This is a genomic window from Acidobacteriota bacterium, from assembly GCA_016196035.1.
Lineage (GTDB): Bacteria > Acidobacteriota > Blastocatellia > RBC074 > RBC074 > JACPYM01.
This window is the reverse complement of sequence record JACPYM010000040.1, coordinates 63,584-76,182: the sequence shown is the minus strand read 5'-3', so window position 1 is coordinate 76,182 and position 12,599 is coordinate 63,584. Positions and strand designations below refer to the sequence as shown.

Annotated in this window: 7 protein-coding genes; 2 read left to right on the top strand and 5 right to left on the bottom strand. The window is 59.3% G+C overall.

From position 1 onward, the window contains the following. Window positions 1–35: 35 nt before the first annotated feature. The 5 genes from HY011_14035 to HY011_14015 all read right to left on the bottom strand — a co-directional run bounded on the left by HY011_14035 (window position 36) and on the right by HY011_14015 (window position 8,774). A complete protein-coding gene (locus HY011_14035; GenBank protein MBI3424050.1) occupies window positions 36–1,445 on the bottom strand; it encodes a tetratricopeptide repeat protein in 1,410 nt (469 codons plus the stop codon). Between the two features lie 197 nt (window positions 1,446–1,642). After that, the gene (locus HY011_14030) at window positions 1,643–3,640 is read right to left on the bottom strand and encodes a CRTAC1 family protein (GenBank protein ID MBI3424049.1); all 1,998 of its coding nucleotides are present in this window, start codon (window positions 3,638–3,640) and stop codon (window positions 1,643–1,645) included. A 3-nt stretch (window positions 3,641–3,643) separates the two neighbouring features. Then, entirely contained in the window at window positions 3,644–4,669 is a 1,026-nt protein-coding gene (locus tag HY011_14025) for a tetratricopeptide repeat protein (protein MBI3424048.1), read from the bottom strand. A gap of 139 nt (window positions 4,670–4,808) precedes the next feature. Beyond that, on the bottom strand, window positions 4,809–5,132 hold the full coding sequence (locus tag HY011_14020) for a DUF104 domain-containing protein (protein ID MBI3424047.1): 324 nt from the start codon (window positions 5,130–5,132) through the stop codon (window positions 4,809–4,811). A gap of 177 nt (window positions 5,133–5,309) precedes the next feature. Next, window positions 5,310–8,774 (bottom strand): TonB-dependent receptor, encoded by a 3,465-nt coding sequence (locus HY011_14015; protein ID MBI3424046.1) that lies wholly within the window; start codon window positions 8,772–8,774, stop codon window positions 5,310–5,312. Window positions 8,775–9,211: 437 nt separating this feature from the next. Here HY011_14015 and HY011_14010 point away from each other — a divergent pair, with 437 nt between their 5' ends. Together HY011_14010 and HY011_14005 are read left to right on the top strand one after the other, a co-directional pair. Beyond that, entirely contained in the window at window positions 9,212–10,417 is a 1,206-nt protein-coding gene (locus HY011_14010) for a hypothetical protein (GenBank protein ID MBI3424045.1), read from the top strand. Between the two features lie 77 nt (window positions 10,418–10,494). Further along, entirely contained in the window at window positions 10,495–12,429 is a 1,935-nt protein-coding gene (locus HY011_14005) for a cyclomaltodextrinase N-terminal domain-containing protein (GenBank protein ID MBI3424044.1), read from the top strand. The last annotated feature ends 170 nt before the right edge of the window (window positions 12,430–12,599 follow it).

Sequence of the window (12,599 nt, the reverse complement as noted above, 5' to 3'; positions counted from 1 at the left end):
ATTCTGAGCAAGCCAACTTCACTTGCCTAGTTGAGCTATTGTTTAGGTTGCAGGCGCGGATCCAATCCTTGTGCGCGTTTGAAGGCCGCCTGCGCCGCCGCGCGCTTGCCTTGTTTTTGCAACGCCAGCCCCAATTGGTAATGCGCCGGGGCATAATTCGGATCGAGCTTGAGAGCGGCTTCAAAACGTTCGAGCGCCGCCGCCAGTGCGCCTTCTTTCAATTTCTGGATGCCGGTGTTGGTCGCGAACATGGCGGCCTGATTGTCGGCTTTCAATTTGTTGAGCCGCGCCGCTTCGGCGAATTCGACGCGCGCGGCGGCCAACTCGCCTTTCTGCCTTAACGCGGTGCCCAGCGTGTTGTGCACTTGCGGCGAAAGCGGGGCGATGCGAATCGCTTCGCGAAAGGCTGCGATGGCGGCGTCCAGTTCGCCTTTTTGCTGCAAGGCCGTGCCGAGGGTGTAATGCGCTTCGGCGAAATCGGGCTTGGCGGTGAGCGCGCCGCGAAAGGCCGCGACGGCTTCGTCCAGTTTGCCTTGCTGCATGAAAGTCACGCCCAGTGAGTAATGCGCCTCTGGCAACGCCGGTTGCAATTCGATGCTGCGCTGAAACTCGGCGACGGCGGCGGCAAAGTCGTCTTTGTATTTCAGCGCCAGTCCGAGGTTGTAATGCGCCTCGGCATTGTCGGGCGCGAGCGCGAGCAATTGGCGATAGGTCACGAGCGCGGCGTTGTAATCGGCCTTTTGCATTTGCGATAGGCCAATGTTGTGCAGCGCCACGCGATTGTTCGGCTCCTGTTTGAGCACTTGTTGAAACGCGGCGATGGCGGCGTCGGCGTCGCGCTTTTGAATGTAGGTCAGCCCCAATTGATTGCGCGCCTCGATGTAATCGGGGCGAATCACGAGCGCCTGCCGCAGGGCCGCCTCGGCACCCTCCAAATCTTCATCGGCAAACAACGCCTCGCCCAAGGCGAGCTGGGCATCGGCGACTTGCGGGCCGAGCGCGACGGCGCGGCGCAATTCGCTGATCGCTTCGCGCACTGCGCCGGTGCGTTGCAGCGAACGGCCCAGATAAAAATGTGCTTCCAGATGAGTTGGTTTGAGGCGCACCGCTGCGCGCAGGGGCGCAATCGCATCGGCAAATTGGCCCGTCAGCCAGCGCGTGACGCCCAGGCGGAAGTGAGCTTCCTGCAATTGCGGGTCGGCTTTGATGGCTAATTCAAACTCGGCGATTGCAACGGCCAGATCGTTCTGCTGTCCCAACGCAAAGCCTAGCGCGCTGTGGGCGGCGGCGAAATTTGGTTGCAGTTGCAGTGCTTGACGAAAGGCCGCAATCGCTTCGGCGAGTTGGCCGTTTTGTTGCAGAGCCAGGCCGCGCGTGAGTTCTTGGGCGGCAGGCGAAGCGGGTTTGGTGTGCTGAACGCGTTTGGTTTGTGCGGCAATTTCCACCGGCAACCACAGCACGAGTGTGAGCGTGAATATGAGTGCGCTGCCCCTGGGTACGCAGCGCTTCCAGCGTGCAGGCTGGGCGGCAGATGTGTCGGTGCCGGAGGGGTGCCCTTCGGCATCAATTCGTCTTCTGCCAAGACTGCACGCTGGAAGCGCTGCGTACCCAGGGGCGTGCGTTGTCTTGTCTACGCAACCCATTACGGCTTCTCCTTCGCTAGTGGTTTGAACAGACCTGCGCCTTCTTTGACATACACCACCTGATTCACCGCCACATCATTGAGCGTATCCACCGCGCCGCTGGGCCAGTGCACTTCCAGCGTTTTGACCTTGGCGGCTTTGCCCAGGCCGAAATGCACGCGCAGGTCGTTTTGCGAATAGTAGCTGCCGCCGCTGCGCACTTCACCGATTTGCGTGCGGTCATCCGCGCTGACCTTAATCCGTGCGCCCAGGCCGCTGCGATTCGATTTGACGCCCAACGCGCGGACGGCCAGCCAGTTGTTACCGGCCTTCGCTGGTAGAGGAGCGTCACAGCGCAGCAGCACCGGCGTTTCGTTGACGGGGTTGATGATGACGTCTACGTCACCGTCATTGTCATAATCGCCGAAAGCACAACCACGGCTGGCGGTCGGTTCGATGAGCGCGCCGCCGATGGCTTCAGTGATGTCTTTGAAAGTGCCATTGCGCAGGTTTTGATAGAGCACCTTGCGTTGCGGGTACCCCGCCTCGGTCGTGAGCTTTTCGACTTCGGGGTAAACGTGACCGTTGACCAGCAGGATGTCGAGCCAGCCGTCGTTGTCGAAATCCAGAAAGCCGCAGCCCCAGCCCAGCCAGCGCGTGTTCAAGCCGATGCCGCTGGTGAAGGTCACATCGTCGAAAGTGAGTTTGCCCAGATTGTGGTAGAGCGTCGAGGTGTCGCCCGAAAAGTTGGTCTTAAAAATATCGAGCAGGCCATCACCGTCGTAATCGCCCGCCGCCACGCCCATCCCGGCTTGCGGCTTGCCGTCGCCGCTATAGGCCGCGCCCGCTTCCGCCGCGACATCGGTGAACGTGGCCCCTCCTGCACTGAGGCCGTTGTTGTGATAGAGCGCGGCGGGGGCGGAATCGTTCGCGACGTAAATATCCGTCCAACCGTCGTTGTCGAAATCCGCCGTCAGCACGCCCAGGCCGTAAGTACCGCTGGTGTTCGTGATGCCCGCTTTGACCGAGACATCGGTGAACACACCATTTCCTTCGTTGTGATAGAGAATGTTTTTGCCGCCCTGCAAACCCGGCGGGCCGCAGGCGACCATCACGCCTTTGTACAAACACGGGCCGGTTTCGGGCGTCGGCGCGGTCTTCAAATCCAGCTCAATGTAATTAGCGACAAACAGGTCAAGCCGTCCGTCTTTGTCGTAATCCAGAAAGGCGCTGCCCGAACCCCAGCGCGTTTTGGCGCCTGCGACACCGGCCTTTTCGGAAACATCGGTGAACGTGCCGTTGTTGTTGTTGTGATAGAGCGCGTTCTTGCCGAAGCAACTGACGAACAGGTCTTCAAAGCCATCGTTGTCGTAATCGCCGATGCAGACGCTCTGGCCCCAGCCGGTGCGCGCCAGTCCGGCTTGCTTGGTTACATCGGTGAATGTGCCATCGCGATTGTTGTGGTACAGATGGGCGGTCGGTTCGCTGCCTTTCGGAAACAGTTTTGGATCGAGGTTCAGCCGCGTGCCGTTGACGAAATAGAGATCGAGCCAGCCGTCGTTGTCGTAATCGAACCAAGCCACGCCGCAGCCGGTCGTTTCGAGCAAGTATTTGTTTTTGTGTTCGTCGCCATAAATCGTTTTGTGCGTCAGCCCGGCTTGTTTGGCGGCATTGGTGAAGGTGACGTTGAATGATGGCTTCTCCTGCGCAGCCACGCTCACCAGCCAAACCAGTAGCGCTCCCACGAAGACACACGAAGGGGCACGCAGCCAGACAAAGCTCGTAGCGTTCGTTAGCCGTAAATTTCTCAGGGCTGGTAAAAGCTGGGTGGCTTCCTGGGAGCGCAGGCATCCTTGCCTGCTGTCGAAAGAAGTCGCGCAGCGTTCCTTATCTTCGTATCGGCGAGTTGCGATGGCAGGGAAAAGGAAAGCTGCGCAGCTTTTTTTACAGCAGGCAGGGATGCCTGCACTCCCAGGAAGCAGCCTTGAATTCTTTATCGGCAGAAACTTCCTCAGCATTCCTCACTTCTCCTCGGCATTGCCTTGCAGCTTTTCGGCAATGGCGAACTCGCGTTTGGCGTCTTCGGCGTGTCCGGTCTGTTGGTAGACCTGGGCGAGCATGTAATGCGCCGATTTGTTATTCGGATCGAATTGAAGCGCGCGTTTGAGCATTGCTTCGGCATTCGGCATCTGTCGTTTTTTCATGTACGACTTGCCCAGCAGGATGTACGGGCCGCTGTAAAACGGATAGAGCCAGACGGATTTTTGCAGCGCGGCGATGGCTTCGTCCCATTTGAGCTGGCGCGTGTAAGCATCGCCGAGTTTGTAATAGGCGTTGGCGTTGCCGGGATTGAGCGCGAGTTCGCGTTCGAGCAAGGCGATGCCTTCGTCCACGCGGCCTTTGTAAACGGCGATTTGGCCCAACAGGTAATTAGCCTGCGGCAACTTGGGATCGAGTTCGAGTGCCTGCTTCAATTCGGCTTCGGCGAATTCTTCAAACTCGACGCGCACCATCATCTGAGCGGTCAGCAGATGCGCCGCCGCCGAAGCGGGCGCAACCTGGAACATGCGCGCAAAGGCGGCGCGCGCGCGGTCGGGTTGGCGCGTCTGGATGCAGGCCATGCCTAGCGCATAACTCAGTTCGTGGCTGTTGGGCAGCCCGGCTGACGCCTGTTCGAGCAACGGGACGGCTTCGGCGAGATGGCCGAGCAGGTAATGCGACAGGCCGAGCACCTGAATGCTTTCGCGGTACTCGCGGATGATGGGGCTATTGCCGGGCGCTTCATTGCCAGCGCGCAGGACGGTTTGTAAATACGGAATGGCGCGCTGGTACTCGCGTTTTTGATACCAGGACATGCCCAGCAGATAGGCGGCCTCTCTGTCAGCGGTTGGCGGATTGGCGGACGCGCTCAGCTTTTGAATGACTTCATCGTAGCGGCCCGCATCGAAAAGTGCGCGCGCTTCGGCCAAGGGGCTGGCGGGCGTTTGCGCCCAGGCGCAAGACGCAATGCTGAAGAGCAGGATGACGGCGAGCCACAATTGTTTCATGGTCAGGGATGCAGGTTTGGGTTGTCGGTCGCCAGTCCATTTTTCGTGGCTGGGTCGGTGAGCGCGTCTACCCGGGCCGAACCGCGCTCAGGGACATGTCTTTTGACGAGAACGCTGCTGTCAGCATAGTAAATCGCCATCAGCGCCCCTCACGCTCTTCAAGAATGATCTCGGACAATGGCTTCCCCGCAGCGAAAAGCCGGCCTAGCCGTTCTTGTTCCTGCCGCGAGATGGGGTTTTCAGGCGGCGGATATACGGTCGGCTGGTTTGCCAGCAAGCCAGCTTCTGCCATCGCCTGGATGACGCGGCTTCTTTCGTCTGCCGCTGCCGGTGCGGCTGCGGCGGGAATGGATTGAGAGCCTTTCCTGATTTCAATCTCCACCTGCTCTTCTTCCTGTAGTTGCACGGGAGCATTGGGCCGTAAGTTTCCCTTACTGTATGTGGCGGTAATGACTTGATTCATGCTTTCCCCCTTTGCTTGATCTTGCTGTGTCGAGCCATCTTGTCGAGCCATCTTAATGATAGCACGAAGCCCGCCCGCGTCCGTAAAGCGCGAAGAGCCTGCGTTGCGACAGGCTCCTCGCGGAAAGGGAAGCGGCGTGTCCCCACAACAAGCCGCTCCCGCTGCTGAATGATTGGGTTAGAACTGCAAGCGCAGGCCGAACTGCATGCGGCGTTGCGTCGAACCGAAGGCGGTGCCTTCGATCTTGCCCGACGTGCCGCCCGTGCCCAGCGAGCAATCCACGCAGGTGTTCGGTTGGCCCAGATTGACGTGGTTGAAGAAGTTGAACATCTCCCAGTGGAAGGTGCCGCGAATCCGTTCCGTCACGATCAAGCTCTTGGTCAACGACAGATCGGTCTGCCAATACCAGGGGCCACGGAAGGCGTTGCGCCCCGAGGTGCCCAGCGTGCCGCGTGTTGGCCGGGTGAAGATGCCGTTGGTGGCGCCCGGTGCGGCCAGCACTGCCGAAGCGGGCGTGAACCAGATGCGGCGTCCGGCGGCATCCAGACTGCCGTCACCCGTGGCGACATCGCCCGTGACGTTGACGCGGCAAGGGCCAGCGTCGCGGTCGTCGCCACAGTTTTGATAACTGAGCGAGAAGGGCAGGCCGCTCGACAGGTTGGTGGATTGATTGATCTGCCAACCGCCCACGATCAGGTTGGCCGCGCGCGATGCGTTGCCGAGGAACTTCTTGCCCTTGCCCACTGGCAGTTCATACAAGTTCGTCAGCACGATCACATGCGTGCGGTCGGTGTCGTTCGGGCCATAAGCGACCCGCGCGTCAATCGGAAAGTAATCGCCGTCGAAATTGTAGTTGCGCGACGCGGTGTAATGCGCCAGCAACGAATAACCGCCGGAGAAGCGTTTTTCGGCTTTCAACTGCAAGGCGTTGTAATTGTTCGACGAGCAGTTGCAGAAGTAATCCAGGCCCTGCGACAGGCCGAACTGTTGGAAGAACGGCTTGCGCGTGTTGGTGTCGGTGCGTTGACCGGCGGCATTCAGGAAGCCCACCAGCGTCGGCTGATTGGCGTTGAAGGCCGGGCCGCCGCCGGCAAAGACGTGCGTGCCTTTGTTGCCGACATACGCCGCTTCCACCGAAATGCTGTTGGTGATCTGATGCTGCACGGTGACGTTCCAGGCATCCACCGAAGCCAGCCGCATGCGTTCGGGGCGAATGCGCGCAAAGACGCCGTCCGGCAGGAAGAAGCGCCCGTTGGAAGGCAGCGAGGCGTTGGCCGTGCCGCCGTTTTTCGGCGTCTTGTTCAAGCCGAAGTAGTTGGTGAATTGCGGCGGGCCGTCTTTTAGGTTGAAGGCCGCGTTGAAGCTGTTGCCGCCCGCGCCGCGCACTTCCTGTACGGCCAGCACGGGCAGGTTCTGCGTCACGGCGTGGCCGAAGACCGAACCGAAAACGCCGATGTCATAACTGCGGCCATAACCCGCGCGGATGACCGTCTTCTCGCTCAGCTTGTAAGACAGGCCCAAGCGCGGCGCGAAGTTTTTATAGTTCATCTTGATATTGCCGTTGCTGCCGATGTCGCCGACACCGGCCACACGGATTTCGCCCGTGGCAATATCAAAGAAGCCGCCGTTGCCCGCCGCGTTCAGCGTTTCAGGGAAAGTCAAATCCCAACGCAGACCGTAATTGAGCGTCAGTTTGGGCGAGACGCGCCAGGTGTCCTGACCATAAAAGAAGATGCGTTTTTGCCGCTCAGCCGCCGTGGTGGCCGTGCTGACATAACGATTCAGGAACGTCGTGTCGCCCAGCAAGAAGGTGGCGATGCCCAAACCGCCGCCCGCGCCGCCGACTTGCGACGTGCGGTCGTTGTTGAAACTCAACTGGCCCGAACGATGCGCGTCGGAAGGCACGCGCAGGTTCTGCGCCCAACGCAGGTCGGTGCCGAACTTGACCGAATGCGCGCCGCGCGTGTTCGTCCAGTTGTTGACGTATTGGAACTGCTGCTCCTGTTCGTCGAGCGGACAGTTGCAACGGCTGGCGTCAAGGCCCGAACCGGCCAGGAAACCGCCCTTGCCGTTGATGTTCAATTGCGGCAGGCCCGACGTGAAGGTGTTGTCGAAATTCAGGCCCGGAATGCCCGCGTCCTTCGCCGGTTGCGTGCCGTAATCGAAGGGCAGCACCGCCACGCGATAACGCAGGAAGCCGAAGCGGAAATCGGTCAGCCAGTTGTTGCTGACAGTTTTGTCGAAGCCCGCCGCAATGCTCTGGTTGCGCACGTCGGATTTGCCGCCGAGCGTGCCCAGCGCCGCGCCGCCGCCTTTGCCAAAGGCGTTCGGGCCGTCAATCTTGAAGGCTGCGAAGCTATAGCGCCCGAAGATGTGCATCTTCTCGCTGCTGTAATAATCGCCGCGTGTGTTAAAGGCATTGGTGTTGAAGGCCTGCGTGCCGGAGACGGTGAAATTGTTTTCCACGCCCGCGCCCGCCACGTTCGGCAGCGGAATCAGCTTGAGCAGGTTGAGCGCCTGCGTCGAGAGGCGCGCCGTTGGGATAACGTTGGCCTTGCCGCCCGTGACGAATTGTGTGCGGCCCGTGCCGTTGGTTTGATTGCCGCTCAACGGGTCGTAGATGTTGACGCCGTACTCGCTCAGATCGCCCGTGCGCGCCAACGCCGTCGGCACGCTCAAACGAGTCGAACCGCCTTCGGCGCTGCGTTGGCCTTGATAGTCGCCGAAATAGAAAAGCTTGTTCTTGACGATGGTGCCGCCCAATGAACCGCCGAACTGGCCCCAGCGCGTTTGCGGCACGCTCTTCGGCTCGGTGAAGGGATTGCGCGCTTGCCCGAAGCCGCTGCGGCGGTAACCAAAGCCGCTGCCGTGCAATTCGTTGGTGCCCGACTTGGTTTGCGCGGTGACGACGCCGGCATTCGCCATGCCGAATTCGGCGTCGTAGTTTTGCGTGGTGACTTTGGCTTCGCTGACCGATTCCAAGGTCGGGTTGATGACGATGATGCCGAGAATCGGGTCGCGATTGTCGGTGCCGTCAAGCTGATAAGACGTGCCGCTGAAGTGCTGGCCGTTGACGTTGATCTGTAACGAGCCTTGTGGGTTTTCGCTCGCCGCGTGATCCCAACCGGCGCAGCAACGCGCTGCGCCGGGCGTGAGCAATTCGAAGCGCGTGAAGTTGCGGTCAAAGGTCGGCAGGTCGGTGAACAGTTTCTGCTCGAAGGTCGTCGCCACATCGGCGCGGTCGGCCTTGAGCAAGGGCGCTTCGGCGGTGACCGTCACCTGTTCGCTGACCTGGCCGGTTTGCAGCGTGATAGTGACTTGCGTCGAAACATCAACGTTGACGGCGACGCTTTCCTGCACGGCGGTTTTGAAGCCGTCCTTTTTAACTTCGACCTTGTAAAGGCCGAGCACCAGCCGTTGTTTGTTGAAATAGCCTTGCTCGTTGGTGGTTTCGGTAAAGCTGACGTTCTTGGCGACATCGGTGATCGTCACCGTCGCGCCCGGCACTGCCGCGCCGTTGCTGTCAGTCACCGAACCGTAGATGCTGCCGAAAACGGCTTGTCCAAACGTTAGTGTAGACAAGCCGGTCAAGGCCAGCACTACGCACAACGAGAGCAAAGCAGATTTCCATGCTTCTCTCATAAATCGTCCTCCTGATTGCGTTCCAGCACAGCCGCCTGAACGCGCAGACCAATCCTTGGGTTGGGAAGAAAATTGAAGGCGGCCTTGCCTCAAAGCAGCAAAGCCAAAAGGCTGTTGACCAGTCGTCAGCAGCCCAAACGAAAGCCAGCAAAGCAAATTGGATAGCTTGTCTTCAGGGTTTCACAGGAGGCGCCGCTTCAACGGAACAGCCTTATCCGCTTGCAACGGCGTGCCTGAAGATCATGTTGTGTCACAGCAAAGCGATTAGATCGGGGGCAGAGCATATAAGCGGGCAGGTTGTTTTGGGAGTTACGGCACGTATAATACGGTTACACTTTGACCAGGACATTTCCCCCCTGATTTTCCAATGAGTTGGCAGGCAGCGAAACCAGGTTACATACGTCTCTGTAACAATCGCTGCTGTTGGTAACTGCTGTATGAACATTTCCAATGAGGAAAAGCTGGCGCAACTGGAACGCGTTATGCAAAGCCGTGCGTTGCATAACGCGGAAACCCTGCGCGCTTTTTTGCGGTTCATCGTGGCGAAAGCTTTGGAAGGGCAGGAAGGTCAGCTCAAGGAATATGTCATCGCGACCGAAGTCTTTGGCCGCAATCGTGACTTCGATCCACGCATTGATTCGGTCGTGCGCGTGCAGGCCGGCCGCTTGCGCTCGAAGTTGTTAGAGTATTACGCCACCGAAGGCAAAACCGACCCCTTGCTGATTGCTCTGCCTAAAGGCCAATACACGCCGGTTTTTTCACTCGTGCCGAGCGTAGCGGTTGAAAGTACGGTGGAAGCGATTGCCGTGCCTGAAGCCAAAGAGCACCGCTTGCCAGCGAACGGCCTGCAAGCCGTGCTGCCCTTTTGGAGCGAGTTGTTGCGTCCGCCCGAACCCGTATTGGTGGTCTTTAGCAATACGATTTTTCATGGCAGTTACGAAGAAGGCATGAAGCTCTTCAATTCACTGAATGCGCGAGCCGATCACCCCGACGCGCCCGTACTGGCCCAAGGCATGGCGGGCGCTCAGGCGGCGCGACAGCCGATGATTGATCACTACACCGGCATCGGCGAAGCGATGGGCATTTACTTCCTCGGCGAATTTTTTGCGCGCGCCCAGCATCCGTTTCGCGTTAAACGCAGCCTGTTATTGACCTGGGACGATGCCAAACTGGAAAACATCGTCGTGCTCGGTTCACCCGCCGAAAACCTGTTTTTGCTGGAATTGCCGCAACGGCAGGAATTCGTCTTCGGCTGGGTTAAAGACGAACACGGCCACGATGTCAACGCCATCATTAACACCGACCCCCAACCGGGCGAGCAGGAGCGCTACGTCGCCAAACAGTTCGGCGCTTCGCCCAGTCAGATTTCCGAAGATTACGCGCTGGTCAGTTTGTTGCAGGGGCTCAGCGATAAAAACCGCCTGTTGATCCTGGCGGGTATTAACACCTACGGCACACAGGCCGCCGCTGAATATGTCACGCGGCCCGAATACATCAAGGATTTGATCGCCCATTTGAACCTTGCGCTTGCGGAAGAAACGCCGCGGTTACCCGCCTTCTATCAAATCCTGCTCAGGGTGAAAGTGAACGGCGGCGTGCCGGTGCAAATCTCTTACGTGACGCATCACGTGTTGAATCAGTAAGCCGCCACCTCGCCAGGGCCGCCGCCTTGGGCTATGATGCCGCGCGTCAATCTCCCCGCTCACCACGGATTACTCCTATGACAACTTGGTTGCCGAATTTTGCCCGCGCTCGTTTGGGCTGGTTGTTGCTTTGGCTGTTCGTCCTGCCGTGCGCCGTGCAATGGCTGGCTGTCCGCGCGCGCGCCACGCTGGCCGCGCCCGAAGTCAGCAAAGTCGAACCACCTAACTGGTGGGCTGGACATTCGCTCAATCCGGTGCGTGTGCTGTTGCGCGGGCGCAATTTGCAAGGCGCGCGTGTGACCGCGACGCGCGCGGGCGTGACGCCCCGCGCCATCCGCATCAATGACGCAGGCACGTACCTGTTCGTAGCTGTGCAGATCGAACGCCGCGCCGCGCCTGGCAGCTATCCGCTGCGCCTTACGACGGCGGCGGGCACGACCCAAGTGCCATTTGAAATCACCCCCGCTTTGCCGCGCGCCGGCAATTTTCAAGGCTTCACGTCCGACGATGTGATTTACCTGTTGATGCCCGACCGCTTTTGCAATGGCGATACGGCCAACGACGACCCGGCGGTGTCGCGCGGTTTGTTTGATCGCAGCAAAGGGCGCCGCTATCACGGCGGCGATTTGCAAGGCGTCATCAATCGCTTGCCGTATTTGAAAGAACTCGGCGTGACGGCCCTCTGGCTCAATCCGATCTACGACAACAACAATCAGCTCGATCAAAAAGAGGTTTACGACAACGAGCCGACGACCGGCTATCACGGCTATGGCGCGGTGGATTTTTACGCTGTCGAAGAGCACTTCGGCGACCTGCGCAAGTTCCGCGAACTGGTCGCTGCCGCGCACCGGCTTGGCCTCAAGGTGATTCAAGACCAAGTCGCCAATCACGCTGGTCCTTATCATCCCTGGGTCAAAGATGCGCCCACACCCACCTGGTTCAACGGCACAGCGGCTGCGCATCTTGACGAAAACTGGCAAACGCATTGGCTGATGGATCCGCACGCCACGCCCGAATTGTTGCGGCCCGTGCTGGACGGCTGGTTCATCAACTTGTTGCCTGACCTGAACCAGAACGATCCCGAAACGGCGCGCTATCTAACGCAAAACACGCTCTGGTGGCTCGGGATGACGGGCCTCGATGCGATTCGGCAAGACACGCTGCCTTACGTACCGCGCAAGTTTTGGCGCGACTGGATGATGGCCATCAAACGCGAATACCCGCGCGTCAACGTCGTCGGCGAAACGCTGGATGGCTTGCCCGCGCAGGTGGCGTTCTTTCAAGGCGGTGCGCCGCGTTTAGACGGGGTTGATTCAAAGATTGATACCGAGTTCGATTACCCGCTGTTTTACCCGCTGCGCCGCGTCTTTGCCGAAGGCCAATCCATGCGCCAACTGACCGAGATTCTCAATCAAGACTACCTGTACCCCGCGCCCGAAAAGTTGGTCACCTTGCTCGGTTCGCACGATGTGCCACGCTTTCTGAACGAACGCGGCGCAACGGTGGAGGGCTTGAAACTGGCCTTCACGTTTATTCTCACGGTGCGCGGCACGCCGCAGTTGTATTACGGCGATGAGATCGCGTTGCGCGGCGGCGCTGATCCCGACAACCGGCGCGATTTTCCCGGTGGTTGGCCGGACGATGCGCGCAATGCTTTCACCGACGAGGGCCGCACGGAAGAAGAGCGCGACGTGTTTGCGCACGTTCAGAAAGCCTTGCGCCTGCGGGCGGAACTCGAACCGCTGCGGCGCGGGCGCATGGCGCATCTGGCGGTCAACGATCAGACCTATCTCTTTGCTCGTTACACTGCCCATAAAACAGTGCTCGTTGCGTTCAATAACCACAGCGAACCGCAAACAATCGAGGCCGTCATCCCGCGTCAGTTGAAGCTGGCCGATGGCACGGTGCTCAGGAATCGGTTAGGCGCTGGTGCCGCAGTCAAACTCGAAAATGGCAAAATCAAATTTACGTTGGATCGGCGCGCGGCGGTGATTCTCGCCCCCGCTCCATAAGCAAAGTGGAGTGAAACCTTGAGCTGTGGGAATCAGGCTGGCTCCTGATTCCCGATTCCCGATTCCCGATTCCTGATAGCCTGAAATGATGGATGATTTTTCAAGGAGCCAGGAGTCAGGAACCCGGGATCAGGAGCCAGGTTGCAAGCGCGCCACCCCGTCAGGCAATG